Origin of the sequence: Cedecea sp. AS113 (assembly GCF_037152415.1) — a bacterium.
Classification (GTDB): domain Bacteria; phylum Pseudomonadota; class Gammaproteobacteria; order Enterobacterales; family Enterobacteriaceae; genus Cedecea.
Genome location: NZ_JBBCMI010000028.1, coordinates 26722 through 46298, shown reverse-complemented (window position 1 = coordinate 46298; position 19577 = coordinate 26722). Strand labels below are relative to the sequence as shown.

Below are 19577 nucleotides of genomic sequence, written 5' to 3'. Positions count from 1 at the left end.
TGACTACCGGGTTGTGAAGCCGCTTTCGAAGCCGCTTCGCCGTGTCAGTGGAGGCGCATTATAGGGAGTTCTCAGAGCCTGACAACCCCTAATTTGAAAAAACTTTCTGACCGCTCACTTTCCAGGCAAAAAGGATAAAACCCAGCCAGCAATGGCTGTTTTACAAACAAAAACGAGCCCAAATGGGCTCGTTTTTTACGTTGAGTGACTTACTGCACAGCCACAATGCGGTCGTCTTTGACTTCCAGCTTGATTGTTTTTCCAGGAATCAGCTCACCGGAAAGGATTTGCTGAGCCAATGGGTTTTCAATTTGCTGCTGAATAGCGCGTTTCAACGGACGAGCACCGTAGACCGGGTCGTAACCGTTCTCGCTGATGAGCTTCAATGCGTCGTCAGAGATACTTACGCCATAGCCACGCTCTTCCAGCCGGTTGTACAGACGCTGCAGCTGAATCTGAGCAATAGAAGCAATGTGGCGCTCCCCAAGAGGATGGAAGACAACAACCTCATCAATACGGTTAATGAACTCCGGACGGAAGCTTTGACTAACAACGCCCAGCACCAGATCCTTCATATGGCCGTAATCCAGTTCACCGAAACGCTCCTGAATTAAGTCTGAACCAAGGTTAGAGGTCATAATGACAACCGTATTACGGAAATCAACAGTACGGCCCTGCCCATCGGTAAGACGGCCGTCGTCCAGAACCTGCAACAGAATGTTAAACACATCCGGATGCGCTTTCTCTACCTCATCCAGCAGAATAACGGAATAAGGACGGCGACGAACGGCTTCCGTCAAATAGCCACCTTCTTCATAACCGACATAACCCGGAGGCGCCCCCACTAGCCGCGATACGGAGTGTTTCTCCATAAACTCGGACATGTCGATACGCACCATCGCATCGTCACTGTCGAACATAAAGTTCGCTAACGCTTTGCACAACTCAGTCTTACCTACCCCGGTTGGCCCCAGGAACAGGAACGAACCTATTGGGCGATTAGGATCGGACAATCCAGCACGGCTACGACGAATCGCGTTAGAGACAGCTTCGACGGCTTCATCCTGGCCAATCACACGCTGATGAAGCTCTTTTTCCATACGTAATAGCTTGTCGCGCTCACCTTCCAGCATTCTGGCTACCGGGATCCCGGTCCAGCGAGCCAGGACTTCGGCGATTTCTGCATCCGTCACTTTATTACGCAGCAGACGCATGGTTTTCCCTTCGCTTTGGGTTGCCGCGGCCAGCTGTTTTTCCAGCTCTGGAATTTTGCCGTACTGCAATTCAGACATCCGCCCAAGGTCACCCACGCGGCGAGCCTGCTCGATTGCTATTTTCGCCTGTTCAAGCTCAGCCTTAATGGTCTGCGTACCTGACAGCGAGGCTTTCTCCGCCTTCCACTCTTCTTCGAGCTCCGAATACTGACGCTCTTTATCTTCCAGCTCTTCATTCAACATGCTGAGGCGTTTCTGACTGGCTTCATCAGATTCTTTCTTCAACGCCTGTTGTTCCAGCTTGAGCTGAATAATACGGCGGTCAAGACGATCAAGCTCTTCCGGCTTGGAGTCTATCTGCATACGAATGCTGGATGCGGCCTCGTCGATGAGGTCGATGGCTTTATCCGGCAGCTGACGATCGGCAATATAGCGGTGGGACAGCGTAGCTGCCGCGACAATCGCCGGGTCAGTAATTTGTACATGGTGATGAAGCTCATAGCGTTCTTTCAGCCCACGCAGAATCGCAATGGTGTCTTCTACAGAAGGCTCTGCTACAAACACTTTTTGGAAACGACGCTCAAGCGCGGCATCTTTCTCTATATATTGACGGTATTCGTCGAGCGTGGTTGCGCCAACGCAGTGCAATTCACCTCGAGCCAGGGCTGGCTTAAGCATGTTCCCGGCATCCATTGCGCCGTCGGCTTTACCTGCGCCAACCATGGTATGTAGCTCATCAATAAACAGAATGACGTTGCCTTCCTGCTTAGCAAGATCGTTCAGCACACCTTTGAGACGCTCTTCAAACTCACCCCTGTATTTGGCACCGGCCACCAGCGCGCCCATATCCAGCGCAAGCACGCGTCGGCCTTTCAAACCTTCAGGTACTTCGCCATTAATGATCCGTTGTGCAAGCCCTTCGACGATGGCTGTTTTACCCACGCCCGGCTCACCAATCAGTACCGGGTTATTTTTGGTACGGCGCTGCAATACCTGGATAGTACGCCGAATTTCTTCATCACGGCCGATTACCGGGTCCAGCTTGCCTTGTTCAGCTCGCTCAGTTAAATCAACGGTGTATTTCTTCAATGCCTGACGTTGATCCTCGGCACCTTGATCGTTCACGTTCTCCCCTCCACGCATTTGCTCAATCGCGGCGGTTACGTTGGCTGGCGTTGCGCCTGCCGCTTTCAGCAGGTCGGTCAGAGTGCCGCGTGAGTCAAGTACCGCCAGAACAAACAGTTCTGACGAAATAAAGTTGTCGTTTCTTTTTTGTGCAAGTTTGTCGCACAGGTTCAGTACACGCACCAAATCCTGAGAAGGCTGAACGTCGCCGCCGGTGCCTTCTACCTGTGGCAGGCGGCTTAATGCCTGCTCGATGTCGGTACGTAATTTGCCCGCGTTGACTCCCGCAGAGGTCAGTAACGGACGCACAGAGCCCCCTTCCTGATTGAGCAGAGCGCTCATCAGATGCAGAGGTTCGATGAATTGATTGTCGTGCCCAAGAGCAAGAGATTGGGCATCGGCGAGAGCAAGCTGGAATTTATTGGTAAGACGATCCAGACGCATAACTCCTCCCATAAACAGGTCAAATTTGCTACTGGAGATTAAATGAGGTCATCCCTCAATTATTCAAGGTTAATGACCTGAAATATATGAAGCGCGAGCGACACGCACTGGATCGTCTTGATTCGATAGGTTATATCAGCCAGATGAAACTTGCCATACGACCCGTTGTTCTGTCGCGACGGTATGAGAAGAAATCGCCACTTTCGGTCCAGGTACAGCGGTCACCGCCGTACACCTGCGTAACACCCACGTTCGCCAGCCGCTGCCTTGCAAGCTGGTAGATATCAGCATAGTACTTTTCGCCCGCTGCGCTAAAAGCGTTTGCCGCTTTTTCGTCCTTCGCCATAAAGGCTTCGCGAACTTCCGGCCCCACTTCGAACGCCTGCGGACCAATAGCCGGCCCTAGCCAGGCGCGAATATTCTGTGGGCGATCCTGGAAACAGGCTACCGTCTCTTCGAGCACGCCTTCACATAAACCGCGCCAGCCAGCATGCGCTGCCGCAACTTCAGTTCCGGCCTCATTACAAAACAGCACCGGCAGACAATCCGCCGTCATCACCGCGCAAACCGTCCCCGGCGTATTGCTATAAGAAGCATCCGCTCGCTTTGAGGCATATGGCTCGCCCGTTAGCTTCAACACAGTTTTCCCGTGAACCTGCTCAAGCCAGACCGGCTTCGAAGGCAAGCCTGCGGCTGCATAAAATAGCCGACGATTCTCTTCAACATCAGCCAGATCGTCGCCGCAATGGGCACCCAGATTCATCGAGTCATACGGTGCGACGCTAACGCCACCCACGCGGGTTGAGCTACAGGCAGCAACGCCTTCAGGAAGAGGCCAGTGCGGGACGATCGTTTTGGTCATAGCCAGTCCAGTTGGTCTTTATGGGTTTCGGTATCAGCGCGTAGAGCTTCGATCAGTTCAACCATATCCTGTGGGATTGGCGCGCTCCACTCCATCAGAATACCACTGATAGGATGGTACAGGCGCAGCATGGTTGCGTGTAAGGCCTGGCGATCAAACTTGCGCAGTACGCTGACGAACTCTTCCGATGCGCCTTTCGGCGGACGAGGACGGCCACCGTAAAGCTGATCGCCCACCAGCGGATGGCTGATATGCGCCATGTGAACGCGGATCTGGTGAGTACGGCCGGTTTCCAGACGCAAACGCAGGCGCGTATGCACGCGGAAGTGCTCCATAATGCGATAGTGAGTGACCGCCGGTTTGCCCATTGGATGCACTGACATATGGGTACGTTTAGTTGGATGGCGGCTGATTGGTTCTTCAACCGTACCACCGCCTGTCATATGACCAATTGCAACGGCTTCGTACTCACGGGTAATTTCTCGCAGTTGAAGGGCTTCAACCAGACGAGTTTGCGCCGGGACAGTTTTTGCCACAACCATCAGGCCGGTGGTGTCTTTATCCAGACGATGAACAATGCCCGCGCGAGGCACATCCGCAATTGGCGGGTAATAGTGCAGCAACGCATTGAGCACAGTACCGTCCGGATTGCCTGCACCGGGGTGCACAACGAGGTCGCGTGGCTTGTTGATCACCAGAATATCTTCATCTTCGTAGACGATATTCAGCGGGATATCCTGAGCCTCCCAGCGGACCTCTTCTTCAATTTCAGCATTGATGGTTACGCTTTCGCCACCCAACACTTTTTCTTTCGGCTTGTCCCAGACAACGCCGTTGACCGTAACTCGCTGGTCAAGAATCCATTCTTTTATGCGCGAACGCGAATAATCCGGGAACAATTCGGCCAATGCCTGATCTAAGCGTTGACCCAGTTGTGAATCGGACACCGTTTCTGTGAGTTGTACTAGTTGTGCCATAGACAGCTTCTTTCGTTAACGTTGGGTTTTACGGCAATGCCGTTTAATATAATGTGCTATTGTAGCTGGTCTTTATCGGGAGCCGGAACACGAACTCTCCCGGAAATAACATTACTTAGGAAAGTCAAACGTCATGACGCGCATGAAATATCTGGTGGCAGCGGCCACGTTGAGCCTGGCTTTGGCTGGTTGCTCCAGTTCCAAGGATGAGGTTCCTGATAATCCGCCTTCTGAGATCTACGCGACTGCCCAGCAAAAGCTGCAGGACGGTAACTTTAAAGCGGCGATAACGCAACTGGAAGCGCTGGATAACCGCTATCCATTCGGCCCGTACTCTCAGCAAGTGCAGCTCGACCTGATCTACGCCTACTACAAAAATGCGGACTTACCGCTGGCTCAGGCGGCGATCGATCGCTTTATGCGCCTCAATCCTACGCATCCAAACATCGACTACGTACTTTACATGCGTGGCCTGACGGACATGGCGTTGGATGACAGTGCGCTGCAGGGCTTCTTCGGCGTTGACCGTTCCGACCGGGATCCACAGCACGCACGCGATGCCTTTAACGACTTCTCGAAGCTGGTGCGCGGCTACCCGAACAGCCAGTACGTTACCGATGCGACTAAACGTCTCGTGTTCCTGAAAGATCGCCTGGCGAAGTATGAGCTTTCCGTGGCGCAATATTACACGAAACGCGGCGCGTGGGTGGCAGTAGTTAATCGCGTAGAAGGTATGCTACGTGATTATCCTGACACTCAGGCCACCCGCGATGGCCTGAAGCTGATGGAAAATGCCTACCGCGAGCTGCAGATGCCGGGTCAGGCAGAGAAAGTCGCGAAGATCATTGCCGCCAACAGCAGCAACACCTGATCGACAATATAACAAGAAAAACGGCAGCCTCGGCTGCCGTTTTTTTTATCTGCCGACGCGAAAACTGAAACGGTTTAGCGTCAGGTCATCCCATCAAATATGGACGTGATTTCTGATAACCACAAGCCTTAAAAGCACATATCCTGTCCTGCCTCACAAAAAGGTCTCCTTGACAAAAAGTGACAAAATAACGTGATTTACATCACACATTTTGACATTAAGAACGGTATGCTGGAGTTACCAAGACGGCAAAGACAAGAGGTAAATTTATGACAATGAACATTACCAGCAAGCAAATGGAAATCACCCCAGCTATTCGCCAGCATGTCGCCGACCGTCTCAGCAAACTGGACAAGTGGCAAACTCATCTCATTAATCCACATATTATCTTGTCCAAAGAGCCTCAAGGTTTTGTGGCTGATGCCACGATTAACACACCGAATGGGCACCTCGTAGCCAGTGCCAGACATGAAGATATGTATACGGCTATCAACGATTTGATCAACAAACTGGAGCGGCAGTTAAATAAAGTGCAACACAAAGGTGAAGCACGTCGCGCAGCAGGTTCAGTGAAAGACGTGTCCTTCGCAGAAGCAGAAGCTGACGAAGAGTAATACATCACTCTCCTTCCACTCACCGCAACGCGCCTCCGGGCGCGTTTTTTATTGACAGAACGAAAACAGAGCAGGTACTTTACCTCTCAGATTCCTCAGGAAACCTGACATGAAATTTTTCCCGTTCTTCTTCGCATTCTTTTTTACCTTCCCCTGACTGGGAGGCAATTCGTCGTGTGATAAAGAATGCGAAGACGAACAAACAAGCCTCCCAACCGGGAGGCTTTTTTTATGGACACCGAAAAGGTAGCGTTATGACCGAAATTAATCCGTTGCTGGCCCTGCGCGATAAAATCAGCGCGCTGGATGAAAAGCTGTTAGCCCTGCTGGCAGAGCGCCGCCTGCTAGCGGTTGAAGTTGGCAAAGCCAAACTCGCTTCTCACCGCCCGGTACGCGATATCGATCGTGAAAGAGATTTACTGGAACGCCTGATTACTCTCGGTAAAGTTCACCATCTCGATGCCCACTACATCACGCGCCTGTTCCAGCTCATTATTGAAGATTCCGTTCTGACCCAGCAAACTCTGCTGCAGCAGCACCTGAACAAAACGAACCCTCACTCTGCCCGCGTCGCTTTCCTCGGCCCTAAAGGTTCTTATTCTCATCTTGCTGCGCGCCAGTATGCCGCGCGCCACTTTGAGCAGTTCATCGAAAGCGGCTGTGCCAAATTCCACGACATCTTCAATCAGGTGGAAACCGGCCAGGCCGATTACGCTGTCGTGCCAATCGAGAACACAAGTTCGGGGGCCATTAATGACGTCTACGATCTACTGCAGCACACCAGCCTGTCTATTGTTGCCGAAATGACCGTGCCGATTGACCACTGCGTACTGGTTTCCGGTTCCACCGATCTCGAGGAAATCCAAACGGTTTATAGTCATCCTCAACCTTTCCAGCAGTGCAGCCAGTTCATTAATCGTTATCCACACTGGAAAATTGAATACACCGAAAGTACCTCTGCCGCGATGGAAAAAGTCGCTCAGGCCAACTCTCCTCGCGTTGCCGCTTTGGGCAGCGAAGCCGGCGGCGCACTTTATGGCCTGCAGGTGCTGGAGCGTAACCTCGCGAACCAGACCCAGAACATCACTCGCTTCATCGTTCTGGCCCGTAAGGCCGTCGAAGTGTCCGATCAGGTACCAGCGAAAACTACATTGCTTATGGCGACTGGCCAGCAGGCCGGTGCCCTTGTAGAAGCACTTCTGGTATTACGCAACCACAGTCTGATCATGACTAAGCTGGAATCGCGCCCAATCAACGGCAACCCGTGGGAAGAGATGTTCTATCTGGATATTCAGGCAAACCTGAAAGATGAGAGTATGCGTAAGGCGCTGCGCGAGTTGGGGGAAATTACTCGCTCTCTGAAAGTGCTCGGCAGCTACCCAAGCGAAAACGTGGTACCGGTCGACCCGGCCTGATCACAATGCCAGCCCGGCTAAAACCGGGCTGCACAAATCACACTTCCCGAAACTTCAGTTTTTCCATTCCGGCCACCGCAACGCGGAGGGTGAAAAGCGCCCCGGAAAGCGGTAATCGGGCCACTTCATCTTCATCCATGTTTTCTCTGGTGGTGGTAATAAACAGCGTTTTCATATCCTCGCCGCCAAAACAGACCATCGTCGGGCAACGCACGGGCAAGCGATGCTCTTCCACAATCTCACCCTGAGGAGAAATGCGCACAATGCGGAAGCCATCAAACAACGCCGTCCAGTAATAGCCCTCGCAATCCATCGCCGCGCCATCAGGAATGCCCTCACCTTCGGCAAACCGCCTGAAGACTTCACGTCGGCCTGGCTCGCCTTGCTCATCCAGCGGCGTGCGGTAAATCACGGCATTGGGCGTGTCAGAGGTATACATCCATTTGCCGTCCGGGCTAAATGCAAGCCCGTTTGCGCCATGAATATCATGCTGAACTACATGCGGCGTCAGATCGTTATCCACCCGGCAAAGTAGCGCGCCGTTGTAATCCCCTGGCCCCCAGAACGTGCCGGCATAAAAACGCCCCTGCCTGTCGGTGCCGCCATCGTTGAAACGCGCCAAATCCGGGTTGCTCGGGTTATCACAGACTTTGCCCACGATCAGCCCAGTATTATTGGTTAGCCAGATACCGCTTCTCATCGCCACGATAAATCCGCCGGACTCACGCAAGGCAAAACAGCCTACTTCTTCAGAAAACTGAATAACGTCATGTTTGCCGCTGGCCAGATGGTAGCGGTGGATTTCATTCTCCAGAATATCCGTCCAGTAGAGGCTGCCTTCTTCTGCACTCCACGTAGGGCATTCGGGTAAGTGACCGGTATAGTCGAACAGCAACTGCGGCTCAGCCATTTCAGGGATCCTTTTGACAAACAAAAAAGCCAGCGGGCAAACTCCCACTGGCTTTTGATTATAAGACCTTTTGGCACCTACTGACGGTTATCATTTGCCTGCCGTAACAGAACGCGGCTCTCATTCTGGAAACGCTGCGCGTAATCCCCGAACCAGTACTCCACTTTCCGGAAGCTGTCGATAAACGCCTGCTTGTCGCCATGTTCCAGCAGGCCGATCGCCTCGCCGAACCGTTTATAATAACGCTTGATCAGCGCCAGGTTACTTTCCGACGACATGATGATGTCGGCATAAAGCTGTGGATCCTGGGCAAACAGTCGGCCCACCATCGCCAGCTCCAGGCGGTAAATCGGCGAAGACAGCGCCAGCAGCTGTTCAAGCTGCACATTTTCTTCCGCCAGATGCAGGCCATAGGCGAAGGTCGCGAAGTGGCGCAACGCCTGAATAAACGCCATGTTCTGGTCATGCTCAACCGCGCTGGAGCGGTGCAAGCGCGCACCCCAGACCTGAATCTGTTCCAACAGCCACTGATAGGCTTCAGGCTGACGACCATCACAGTAGACCACAACCTGTTTTGCCAGGCTGCCGCTATCCGGGCCAAACATCGGATGCAGGCCAAGAACCGGGCCCGAATGTACGGCAAGCATCGCCTGCAGCGGGCCATTCTTCACCGACGCTAAATCCACCAGGATGCAGTCCGCCGGCAGCGGAGGCAGCTTAGCGATAACCTGCTCGGTGATATGAATCGGTACGCTGACAATCACCATGCCCGCATCGGCCAGCAGCGCCGGTGCTTTGTCCCAGTCTTCTTTTTCAAGAATACGAACCTGGTAGCCGGAAAGCGTCAGCATTTTTTCAAACAGACGGCCCATCTGGCCACCGCCGCCAACAATCACCACCGGACGCAAAGCAGGATGCAGGGTTTTAAAGCCCTTGTCGTTCTCGCTGGAGTACGACTCGCGCATCACGCGGCGCAGCACGTCCTCAATTAAATCCGGCGGAACGCCCAGAGCTTCAGCCTCTTTGCGGCGAGACGCCAGCATGGAGGTTTCTCGCTCCGGCACATAAATCGGCAAGCCGAAGCGGCTTTTTACTTCCCCCACTTCCGCTACCAGTTCCAGCCGCTTAGCCAGCAAATCCAGTAGTGCTTTATCTACTTCGTCGATTTGATCGCGCAGTGCGGTCAATTCAGCCACCATAGTAAACCTCTTATGCCTGACGAGCCGCCAGCACGCCGCTCAGATCTTTGTGGATCTCACGCAGCAGGCTGTCCGTAGTTTCCCAGTCGATGCATGCATCGGTAACGGACACGCCGTATTTCATTTCGCTTCGCGGCTGCTCTGATGATTGATTCCCTTCATGGATATTACTTTCAATCATCAGGCCAATAATAGAGCGGTTACCATCTTTAATCTGGGCAATGGCGGATTCGGCCACGCCCGGCTGGCGACGGAAGTCTTTATTTGAGTTGCCGTGGCTGCAATCGATCATCAAGGACGGACGCAGGCCTGCTTTCTGCATTTCGACTTCACACTGGGCAACATCCGCCGGGCTGTAGTTAGGTGCTTTACCGCCGCGCAGAATCACGTGCCCATCCGGGTTACCCTGAGTCTGCAGCAGGCAAACCTGCCCTGCCTGGTTAATGCCCACGAAGCGGTGCGGCATTGCCGCGGCGCGCATCGCGTTAATCGCCGTGCCCAGACTGCCATCAGTCCCATTTTTAAAACCAACCGGCATAGAAAGACCGGAAGCCATTTCGCGGTGAGTCTGGGATTCAGTGGTACGGGCACCAATTGCAGACCAGCTAAACAGGTCACCCAGGTATTGCGGGCTATTGGGATCCAGCGCCTCGGTTGCCAGCGGCAGCCCCAGGCTTACCAACTCAACCAGCAGGCGACGCGCAATTTTCAGCCCTGCTTCCACATCAAACGAGCCATCCATGTGCGGGTCGTTGATAAGCCCTTTCCAACCCACGGTCGTACGAGGCTTTTCAAAATAGACGCGCATCACGAGGTACAGACTATCGCTAACTTGTTCAGACAGAGCTTTAAAACGACGAGCGTATTCAATCGCAGCTTCCGGATCGTGGATCGAGCAAGGTCCACAAACAACCAGCAGGCGCGGATCGCGGCCAGCAATAATATTGGAGATCGTCTGGCGGGACTGCTCAATTTGCGCTTCCTGAGCCGCAGTGAGTGGAAATTCCGCTTTAAGCTGATCCGGCGTGATGAGTATCTGTTCGTCAGAGATATGAACGTTGTTAAGCGCGTCTTTTTGCATGATGTCTGCCCTGTATTTAGCTCGTTTGCGATAGTCGTTTCCTCGTAGAGGAGGCCTTACTGTAACCGCCGACAGTAAAGATTGCAATCCATTATACGTAAATCAATCGTTACACAACCAATTAAATGCCGCATGCAATCGCCAAATTCGTAAATAAAAGATTACACAAAACATAAAAATGCACATTTTACGGTCAAACCTGCATGACTAAACAAAAGCGCGCGTAAAAATTCATTCCACCTTCTATGCTGATATTATCCCCCACGTGTGCGTTTTTCGTGGGGAAACCGATAACGATTTACAGCATCATTCCAGGGTTATTCTCGTTATTATTTTGGATAATCAGGAATATCATCACACCTGGGAATGAATGACGGAAATACGTGGGAGTGATATGCTCAAAGGCAACATCATAAATAATAAAGACTGGCTTCACCGGCCAGGATGCTTTTGGGCTGGTGGCACGTGAAAACCACGTCTCAACTCCGCGGGCTGACGTTATTTTTAACGTTTATCGTCCTCGCGCTAACGATATTCAGGATGCAGGCTGCACAGGCAACAAGCCCCGTGCTGCCCGACAAAGTTCGCACTACAGTGGCCGGGATTGTCAGCTACACCCGCTGGCCTCAGCTACAGGGGCTTCCAAAGCTCTGCATATTTTCAACGGCAGCCTATGCCACGACGCTAAGCACAAAAAATAACGATATTTCATATCAACCCCTCCTCGTTCAGTCATCAGACGAGGCATTGCGAGCGAACTGCGACGGGATATATTTTGGTAACGAGTCACCACAACAGCAGTTGCAATTAATAGAACGTTATCAATCCCGGCCTTTATTGTTAATTGCCGAGCAGAACCCACAATGCATAATTGGCAGTGCTTTCTGCCTGAATATTCATAATGACGCAGTTTCTTTTTCGGTAAACCTTGATGCCCTCAGCCGCAGCGGCGTCAGGGTTAGTCCGGATGTATTACTGCTGGCTCGGCCAGGGAATAATAGTCATGAATAAGGATTTGACTACGCCGTCACGTCCAACGTTTAAAGGAACGTTACGTAGAATCAGCATAATCAGCGTGGTTATTGCCATGCTGGCTGTCTGGCTGCTGCTTTCCGTCGCTTCGATGCTGACGCTAAAACAGTATGCGCAAAAAAACCTCGAATTGCTGGCGGTGACTGTAAGTCATAGCCTGGAAGCCGCCGTTGTTTTCCGTGATGGCACCGCGGCCAATGAAACCCTGGCCGTGCTGGGCAAGCAAGGGCAATTCACCGCCGCAAAGGTGGTAGATGTTAATGGTCAGGAGCTCACGCATTGGCAGGCAGATAAGCCGTCTCAGCATGACATGGTGAGTGGCCTGGTGACCCGGTGGCTATATCCTCATCCGATCAGGCAGCCTATCTGGCATAACGGGAAAATCATCGGGGAAATGCGGCTGATAGGCACGGATGCTACCGTGACTTTGTTTGTCTGGCTCTCATTAGGCGTGCTGACGGCCTGTATTTTACTCGCGTCAGTTATCGCCTTAGGCATTTCACGCCATTTACATCGCGATATTGATGCCGCGCTGCAGAATATTACTGACGTTGTCCACGACGTTCGCAGCAACCGTAACTTTTCTCGCCGCGTATCACCGGAAAAAATTGAGGAGTTTCACCTCTTTGCCCAGGACTTCAACAGCCTGCTGGATGAGATGGAAGAATGGCAAAAACAGCTTCAGCTGAAAAATGCTTCGCTGCAGAAAACGGCCCTGCAGGACTCATTGACGGGCCTGGCAAACCGAGCAGCCTTCCGAACCGCGCTGGATAAACTGATTGCAGATCCCGAAATACTCCAGAACAGCGCCTTGCTGTTTATGGACGGCGACAACTTCAAATTTGTTAACGATACCTGGGGACATGCGGCCGGGGATGCTGTGCTTATTGAAGTCGCAAAACGGTTACAGGTGTATGCCAATACGCGCCACCTCGCCTTCCGTCTCGGCGGGGACGAATTTGCCATGCTGCTTCATTCTGTGAACAGCGAAGAACAGGCCGCTTCCGTGCTGGAACAGTTAAAAGAAATGGTCGAGCAGCCGATCCTTTTACCAGGCGAGCACTGGGTCACCATGACCCTAAGCATCGGCGTTGCGCTCGCGAAAGATATCACCTCAGCGGAAAGCCTGATGGAAACTGCTGATCGCAATATGTACATAGAAAAACACAAGCAACGTGAGTTGCTAATAAAACCGCCCCAAAGGGATACATTATGAAAGCTTCACGCTTATTTGCACCGGCAATCCTCTTCTCGTTTCTGTTAACTGGCTGTCAGGCACCGCCATCGACGTTCTCTCCTGAACAGGTTGCCGCGATGCGCTCGTACGGATTCTCTGAGTCAAACGACGGCTGGTCACTTGGACTGTCAGACAAGATCCTGTTTGGTAAAAACCAGTACAAGCTGCAGCCTGAAAGCTACCAGACCATCCAGAGTATGGCCGCCAAACTCTCTGCGACCGGCCTGAAACACGCCCGCATGGATGGTCACACGGATAACTACGGTGAAGACGGCTACAACGAACAGCTCTCCCTCAAGCGCGCTAATATCGTGGCAGATGCCTGGGCCGAAGGTGCTCACATCCCACGCAGCAACCTCACAACCCAAGGTTTGGGTAAGAAATACCCGGTGGCCAGCAACAACACCGGCGAAGGCCGAGCGGAAAACCGCCGCGTCGCGGTCGTCATCACCGCCCCATAATCAAGGCCGATTTAGAGCATAAAAAAGGGCTGCCAGATGGCAGCCCTTTCCGTCCGGTGACAAACAGCCGAAAAACGTGGTTTTCGACTGTTTGGGGCAAACAACAAAACACAATTCACATGTTTTTCAGCCAGAGTGATGACCTTTACAAGCGCACGATGCTTTTTTTCCCATAAAAAAGGGCTGCCAGATGGCAGCCCTTTTATTTGGATGTCGCCTAAGCGAATCTTAGTTAAGACGCTCTTTGATACGAGCAGACTTACCAGTACGCTCACGCAGGTAGTACAGTTTAGCTTTACGAACGGCACCACGACGTTTAACAGTAATGCTGTCGATTACTGGGGAGTGAGTCTGGAATACACGCTCAACACCTTCGCCGTTAGAAATTTTACGAACAGTGAATGCAGAGTGCAGACCGCGGTTACGGATAGCGATAACCACGCCCTCAAATGCCTGCAGACGTTTTTTAGAACCTTCAACGACCCATACTTTCACTTCCACGGAGTCGCCCGGACGGAAGGAAGGTACATCCTGTTTCATCTGTTCTTGTTCAAGTTGCTTAATAATATTGCTCATAATTTATCTCTTATCCTGGGTAAACTGATATTTCCCCGTCATATTTGAAGCTGCATCTGCGCTGGCTGCTCTCCTTCACCCAAATCACTTACTGAAGTAAGCTCATCGGGATTCACTCGCTTGCCGTCTTGCTGCAACTCCAACTATTTTGGGGTTAAGGGGGCTTACGCCTGCCCATCATGTTTATGTTGCTGTTGCGTATGTTCTTTTTTGAACTCCGCCAGCAACCTTGCTTGCTCTTCAGTCAGAGCCAGGTTTTCCAAAAGTTCAGGTCTTCTAAGCCAGGTGCGGCCCAGCGACTGTTTCAGGCGCCAACGGCGAATCTCCGCATGGTTCCCCGACAATAACACTGCCGGTACTTCCATGCCATCCAACACTTCAGGACGGGTGTAGTGAGGGCAATCCAGCAACCCTTCAGCAAACGAATCTTCGGTTGCCGATGCTTCATGCCCCAGAACGCCCGGAATAAACCGGGAGACTGAGTCAATCAGCGTCATCGCTGGTAGCTCACCGCCGCTGAGAACGTAATCGCCGATTGACCATTCTTCGTCAATTTCGGTTTGGATCACGCGCTCATCGATCCCTTCGTAACGGCCACAAACCAGAATTAACTTCTCATTTGCTGCCAGTTCACTGACGCCCGCTTGATCAAGCTTGCGCCCCTGAGGTGAAAGATAGATAACCTTAGCACCTTCCCCTGCCGCTGCTTTCGCTGCGTGGATAGCTTCCCGCAAAGGGTTAACCATCATCAACATTCCCGGTCCGCCACCGTAAGGACGATCGTCCACGGTACGGTGCCGGTCATAGGTGAAGTCGCGTGGACTCCAGCTTTGAATGCTCAGCAGGCCATTTTTTACTGCCCGGCCAGTTACCCCGTAATCGGTAATTGCGCGGAACATCTCAGGAAACAGGCTAACTACACCAATAAACACAAGCCAATCCCCACTATGCTAGCGACTACCGTATGATTTCGGAGTTTTAAAAACCAGGATCCCAGTCTACTTCAATGGTTTGAGTAGCGAGATCGACTTTCTTGATAACCTGCCCATCGAGGAACGGAACCAGCCGCTCCTTGATGCCAAATGCATCCTTCAGGTTTGCCTTGATGACGAGAACGTCATTCGAGCCGGTTTCCATCATGTCGATGACTTTACCGAGCTGGTAGCCCTGAGTGGTCACTACCTGGCAGCCCATAAGGTCTTTCCAGTAGTAGTCACCCGCTTCAAGAGCCGGCAGCTGTGTTGAATCCACGACAATTTCGCAATTGGTCAGAAGATTCGCGGCATCCCGATCGTCAACGCCTTGCAGCTTGATGATCAGATCCTGATTGTGGTGCTTCCAGCTTTCCAGCTGTACTTGCTGCCACTGACCGCCGCGCTGGATAAACCAGGGCTGGTAGTCAAAAATGCTTTCGGCGTCTTCGGTGGAGGAAAACACTCTGAGCCAACCACGAATACCGTAGGAGGAGCCCATCTTGCCCAACACAATTGGGTTAACAGGAACCTGTGCGGCGAGTTGCTTGCTCATCATGACCACCGTGACAGATTAAGCTGCTTTCTTAGCTTCTTTGATCAGCGCAGCAACGCGATCAGAAACGGTTGCGCCCTGGCCAACCCAATGTGCTACGCGATCCAGATCCAGGCGAACGCCTTCTTCTTTCTCGTTAGCGATAGGGTTGAAGAAACCAACGCGCTCAATGAAGCGACCGTTACGTGCATTACGGCTATCAGTAACGACAACCTGGTAGAACGGACGCTTTTTAGCGCCGTGACGTGCTAAACGAATAGTTACCATAACATCCTCTTTAGTGAATAAAACGCCGGGCCCCATCGAGGGATGGAGCCCGGTGTCATATTAAAAGCCCGAAAATTTTACTCATTTCGGCGTAAAAAGCAATCGAAAAGAGCTTAGCGGCCAGGGAAACCTGGTGGCATCATCCCTTTCATACCGCGCATCATTTTGGCCATGCCGCCTTTCTTCATTTTCTTCATCATGCGCTGCATGTCGTCAAACTGCTTCAGTAAGCGGTTAACGTCCTGCACCTGCATGCCGGAACCCTGCGCGATACGGCGCTTGCGGGAGCCTTTGATGATGTCCGGCTGTGCGCGTTCTTTCAGCGTCATCGAGCTGATAATCGCCTCCATACGCACCAGCACTTTGTCGTCCATCTGGGATTTGACGTTATCAGGCAACTGGCCCATGCCCGGCAGCTTGCTCATCATGCTCGCCATGCCGCCCATGTTCTTCATCTGCTTGAGTTGTTCAAGGAAGTCGGTCAGGTCAAAGCCATCGCCTTTTTTCAGCTTGCTGGCGAGCTTCTCAGCCTGCGCGCGGTCAACCTTGCTTTCGATATCTTCAATCAGCGACAGCACGTCGCCCATGCCGAGGATACGGGAGGCAATACGGTCCGGGTGGAACGGCTCCAGCGCTTCGGTTTTCTCCCCCACGCCGAGGAACTTGATTGGTTTGCCGGTGATATGGCGAATAGACAGTGCCGCACCGCCGCGGGCGTCACCGTCCACTTTAGTCAGCACCACGCCGGTCAGCGGCAGCGCTTCGTTGAAGGCCTTCGCGGTATTCGCCGCATCCTGACCGGTCATGGCATCGACTACAAACAGCGTTTCTACCGGCTTAATCGCGGCATGAACCTGTTTGATTTCGTCCATCATTGCTTCGTCGACGTGCAGACGACCGGCGGTATCCACCAGCAGCACGTCGTAGAACTTCAGCTTCGCTTCTTTCAGCGCGGCGTTAACGATATCGACAGGCTTTTGCTGCGCATCAGACGGGAAGAAGTCCACCTCAACCTGTTGGGCCAGAGTTTCCAGCTGTTTAATCGCCGCAGGGCGATAAACGTCCGCTGAAACCACCAACACTTTTTTCTTCTGCTTCTCGCGCAGGAATTTACCTAACTTACCGACGCTGGTGGTTTTACCGGCGCCCTGCAGGCCAGCCATCAGCACAACTGCCGGTGGCTGAGCCGCCAGGTTCAGGCTGCTGTTCTCTTCACCCATCGCGGAAACCAGTTCAGCGCGAACGATTTTGACGAACTCCTGGCCCGGGGTCAGGCTTTTATTGACTTCATGCCCCACCGCTTTTTCTTTAACGCGGCTGATAAAATCACGCACTACCGGCAGCGCAACGTCCGCCTCCAGCAGCGCCATGCGCACTTCGCGCAGCGTCTCTTTAACGTTTTCTTCGGTTAGCCGCCCACGGCCGCTAATATTGCGCAGGGTACGCGACAGACGGTCTGTTAAATTATCAAACATGGTATTTTGCCTAACGTGGTAACTGGGGCCGCAGCTCGCGACACAAAACTGAATTTGGCGGATTATATCATGAAGCCGCCTCGGGTGTGATCCAACGGTTGGAGCAGGCGACAGGTAACGTTATACTGGCTTTTTTGTTCTCTGGCCAATTTGACCGACATCTTACTATGCCCGTTTTCGCCATTCTTGCGCTTGTAGCCTACTCCGTCAGCCTGGCGCTGATCATTCCCGGTCTTCTGCGGAAGAACAGCGGATGGCGACGCTTTGCCATTTTGTCCGCCGCTATTGCCCTGGTCAGCCATGCGCTGGCGCTGGAAGCGCGCTTCTTTACCGTCGATGGCGGGCAAAACCTGAGCCTGCTGAACGTAGGGTCCCTCGTCAGCCTGATGATTTGTACGGTCATGACCATTGTCGCCTCTCGTAATCGCGGCTGGCTGCTGTTACCGATTGTTTACGCCTTTGCGCTGATAAATCTGGCGCTGGCGACCTTTATGCCCAACGAATTTATCACCCATCTCGAAGCCACACCGGGAATGATGGTGCATATCGGCCTGTCGCTCTTTGCCTATGCGACGCTGATCATTGCCGCGCTGTACGCTTTGCAGCTGGCGTGGATTGACTACCAGTTAAAGAACAAAAAGCTGGCCTTCAGCGCAGAAATGCCGCCGCTGATGGTGATCGAACGTAAAATGTTTCATATCACCCAGGTGGGCGTTGTCCTGCTGACGTTGACGCTGTGCACCGGCCTGTTTTACATGAAGAACCTGTTCAGCATGGAAAACGTCGATAAAGCCGTGCTGTCGATTCTCGCCTGGTTTGTCTACGTCGTTCTGCTGTGGGGGCACTATCATGAAGGATGGCGCGGCCGCCGCGTAGTCTGGTTCAACGTTGCCGGCGCGGGCATTTTAACCCTCGCTTATTTTGGCAGCCGTGTCCTGCAGCAGTTCGTTAGCTAATCTCTTAAAGGAAATCACTTTTGGAACACATCTCAACCACCACGCTGATCGTCACCCTGATCATCATGGTGGTGGTGTCCGCGTACTTCTCCGGGTCAGAAACCGGCATGATGACGCTAAACCGCTACCGCCTGCGCCACCGCGCCAAACAGGGCAACCGGGCAGCGAAGCGCGTTGAAAAACTCCTGCGCAAGCCAGACCGCCTGATCAGCCTGGTGTTAATCGGGAACAACCTGGTCAATATTCTGGCTTCTGCATTAGCGACTATCGTCGGCATCCGCCTTTACGGTAACGCAGGCGTGGCAATAGCAACCGGTGTTTTAACCTTTGTTGTGCTGGTGTTTGCCGAAGTCCTGCCTAAAACCATCGCCGCGCTGTATCCCGAAAAAGTCGCCTATCCAAGCAGCTGGCTGCTCGGCCCGCTGCAGTTCCTGATGATGCCGCTGGTCTGGCTGTTGAATACTATTACCCGTCTGCTGATGCGCATGGTTGGCATCAAGGTTGACAACATTATTAGCACCGCCCTCAGCAAAGACGAGCTGCGAACCATCGTGCATGAATCCCGCTCGCAAATTTCGCGGCGCAACCAGGATATGCTGCTGTCGGTCCTGGATCTGGAAAAGGTCAGCGTCGACGACATCATGGTGCCGCGGAACGAAATCGTCGGTATCAATATTAATGACGACTGGAAGTCCATCGTCCGCCAGTTAACGCACTCCCCGCACGGCCGCATAGTGCTGTACCGCGACAGTCTGGATGATGCCATCGGCATGCTGCGCGTCCGCGAAGCCTACCGCCTGATGACCGAGAAAAAAGAGTTTACCAAAGAGGTGATGCTGCGCTCTGCCGATGAGATTTACTTTGTGCCTGAAGGCACCCCGCTCAGCGTGCAGCTGGTGAAATTTCAGCGCAATAAAAAGAAAGTCGGCCTGGTGGTAGATGAATACGGCGATATCCAGGGCCTGGTGACCGTAGAGGATATTCTGGAAGAGATCGTCGGTGACTTCACCACGTCCATGTCCCCTACGCTTGCGGAAGAAGTGACGCCGCAAAACGACGGCTCGGTCATTATCGAAGGCAGTGCCAACGTGCGAGAACTCAATAAAGCCTTTAACTGGACGCTGCCGGAAGACGACGCCCGCACGGTAAACGGGATGATTCTGGAAGAGATTCAGGAAATCCCGGCGGCTGGAACCCGCATCCGGCTCAGTCAGTACGACATCGATATTCTAGACGTACAGGACAACATGATTAAGCAGGTGCGCGTCACGCCGGTGAAGCCTTTGCGGCAAAGCGTTGAGCAATAGACGTAAAAAAGCCAGCCTCCGGGCTGG

20 protein-coding genes and 1 other annotated feature are annotated in these 19577 nt (G+C 52.8%); of the genes, 9 read left to right on the top strand and 11 right to left on the bottom strand.

The features are described from left to right. Positions 1-209: 209 nt before the first annotated feature. The 3 genes from clpB to rluD form a co-directional block, all read right to left on the bottom strand. The gene (gene clpB, locus WFN87_RS22490; protein ID WP_166995734.1) at positions 210-2783 is read right to left on the bottom strand and encodes an ATP-dependent chaperone ClpB; all 2574 of its coding nucleotides are present in this window, start codon (positions 2781-2783) and stop codon (positions 210-212) included. A gap of 130 nt (positions 2784-2913) precedes the next feature. Beyond that, positions 2914-3645, bottom strand: a complete 732-nt coding sequence (yfiH, locus tag WFN87_RS22485) for a purine nucleoside phosphorylase YfiH (protein WP_166995732.1) — start codon at positions 3643-3645, stop codon at positions 2914-2916. Continuing rightward, positions 3642-4622, bottom strand: coding sequence for a 23S rRNA pseudouridine(1911/1915/1917) synthase RluD (rluD, locus tag WFN87_RS22480; protein WP_008458156.1), 981 nt, complete (start codon positions 4620-4622; stop codon positions 3642-3644). The genes yfiH and rluD overlap by 4 nt, the downstream gene beginning before the upstream one ends. 133 nt (positions 4623-4755) lie before the next feature. On the opposite strand from rluD, the gene bamD reads away from it, so the two are divergent. The 4 genes from bamD (at position 4756) to pheA (ending at position 7522) form a co-directional block, all read left to right on the top strand. Beyond that, positions 4756-5493 (top strand): outer membrane protein assembly factor BamD, encoded by a 738-nt coding sequence (gene bamD / locus WFN87_RS22475; RefSeq protein ID WP_008458157.1) that lies wholly within the window; start codon positions 4756-4758, stop codon positions 5491-5493. A gap of 269 nt (positions 5494-5762) precedes the next feature. Next, complete coding sequence (gene raiA / locus WFN87_RS22470) at positions 5763-6107, top strand: ribosome-associated translation inhibitor RaiA (protein ID WP_008458158.1); 345 nt, start codon at positions 5763-5765, stop codon at positions 6105-6107. Between the two features lie 108 nt (positions 6108-6215). After that, positions 6216-6340: a sequence feature (Phe leader region), on the top strand. Next, positions 6217-6264 carry a hypothetical protein gene (locus WFN87_RS22465; protein WP_336983826.1) on the top strand — a complete coding sequence of 16 codons (48 nt, stop codon included), beginning with the start codon at positions 6217-6219 and terminating at the stop codon, positions 6262-6264. Its footprint overlaps the feature before it by 48 nt. A 21-nt stretch (positions 6341-6361) precedes the next feature. Then, positions 6362-7522 (top strand): bifunctional chorismate mutase/prephenate dehydratase, encoded by a 1161-nt coding sequence (gene pheA, locus WFN87_RS22460; RefSeq protein ID WP_336983823.1) that lies wholly within the window; start codon positions 6362-6364, stop codon positions 7520-7522. A 37-nt stretch (positions 7523-7559) separates the two neighbouring features. Here the strand turns inward: pheA and WFN87_RS22455 are convergent, their stop codons facing one another. The 3 genes from WFN87_RS22455 to aroF all read right to left on the bottom strand — a co-directional run bounded on the left by WFN87_RS22455 (position 7560) and on the right by aroF (position 10712). After that, positions 7560-8432 carry an SMP-30/gluconolactonase/LRE family protein gene (locus WFN87_RS22455; RefSeq protein WP_336983822.1) on the bottom strand — a complete coding sequence of 291 codons (873 nt, stop codon included), beginning with the start codon at positions 8430-8432 and terminating at the stop codon, positions 7560-7562. A gap of 77 nt (positions 8433-8509) precedes the next feature. Next, positions 8510-9631, bottom strand: coding sequence for a bifunctional chorismate mutase/prephenate dehydrogenase (gene tyrA / locus WFN87_RS22450; RefSeq protein ID WP_336983821.1), 1122 nt, complete (start codon positions 9629-9631; stop codon positions 8510-8512). 10 nt (positions 9632-9641) lie between these two features. Next, positions 9642-10712, bottom strand: a complete 1071-nt coding sequence (gene aroF, locus WFN87_RS22445; RefSeq protein ID WP_008458162.1) for a 3-deoxy-7-phosphoheptulonate synthase AroF — start codon at positions 10710-10712, stop codon at positions 9642-9644. 444 nt (positions 10713-11156) lie between these two features. On the opposite strand from aroF, the gene WFN87_RS22440 reads away from it, so the two are divergent. From WFN87_RS22440 to WFN87_RS22430, 3 genes are read left to right on the top strand one after another with little or no spacing between them, the layout of a single operon-like run. Beyond that, entirely contained in the window at positions 11157-11723 is a 567-nt protein-coding gene (locus tag WFN87_RS22440) for a YfiR family protein (protein WP_442892791.1), read from the top strand. Further along, positions 11716-12960, top strand: a complete 1245-nt coding sequence (gene dgcN / locus WFN87_RS22435; RefSeq protein WP_008458165.1) for a diguanylate cyclase DgcN — start codon at positions 11716-11718, stop codon at positions 12958-12960. Before WFN87_RS22440 ends, dgcN begins: the two co-directional genes overlap by 8 nt. Next, positions 12957-13442 (top strand): OmpA family protein, encoded by a 486-nt coding sequence (locus WFN87_RS22430; RefSeq protein WP_008458166.1) that lies wholly within the window; start codon positions 12957-12959, stop codon positions 13440-13442. The genes dgcN and WFN87_RS22430 overlap by 4 nt, the downstream gene beginning before the upstream one ends. A gap of 228 nt (positions 13443-13670) precedes the next feature. Here WFN87_RS22430 and rplS read toward each other — a convergent pair whose 3' ends face one another. The 5 genes from rplS to ffh form a co-directional block, all read right to left on the bottom strand. Then, complete coding sequence (rplS, locus tag WFN87_RS22425) at positions 13671-14018, bottom strand: 50S ribosomal protein L19 (RefSeq protein WP_008458168.1); 348 nt, start codon at positions 14016-14018, stop codon at positions 13671-13673. 164 nt (positions 14019-14182) lie between these two features. Further along, positions 14183-14950 (bottom strand): tRNA (guanosine(37)-N1)-methyltransferase TrmD, encoded by a 768-nt coding sequence (gene trmD / locus WFN87_RS22420; RefSeq protein WP_008458169.1) that lies wholly within the window; start codon positions 14948-14950, stop codon positions 14183-14185. 46 nt (positions 14951-14996) lie between these two features. Beyond that, positions 14997-15545 (bottom strand): ribosome maturation factor RimM, encoded by a 549-nt coding sequence (gene rimM, locus WFN87_RS22415; protein WP_008458170.1) that lies wholly within the window; start codon positions 15543-15545, stop codon positions 14997-14999. A gap of 18 nt (positions 15546-15563) precedes the next feature. Next, positions 15564-15812: a 30S ribosomal protein S16 gene (gene rpsP / locus WFN87_RS22410; protein ID WP_038479704.1), complete on the bottom strand. Its 249-nt coding sequence runs from the start codon at positions 15810-15812 to the stop codon at positions 15564-15566. Positions 15813-15925: 113 nt separating this feature from the next. Then, the gene (gene ffh / locus WFN87_RS22405; protein WP_008458172.1) at positions 15926-17287 is read right to left on the bottom strand and encodes a signal recognition particle protein; all 1362 of its coding nucleotides are present in this window, start codon (positions 17285-17287) and stop codon (positions 15926-15928) included. A gap of 167 nt (positions 17288-17454) precedes the next feature. Between ffh and WFN87_RS22400 the strand changes: the two genes are divergently transcribed. Continuing rightward, the gene (locus WFN87_RS22400) at positions 17455-18243 is read left to right on the top strand and encodes a cytochrome C assembly family protein (protein ID WP_008458173.1); all 789 of its coding nucleotides are present in this window, start codon (positions 17455-17457) and stop codon (positions 18241-18243) included. Between the two features lie 20 nt (positions 18244-18263). Further along, a complete protein-coding gene (locus WFN87_RS22395; RefSeq protein WP_039286882.1) occupies positions 18264-19550 on the top strand; it encodes an HlyC/CorC family transporter in 1287 nt (428 codons plus the stop codon). Positions 19551-19577: the final 27 nt, after the last annotated feature.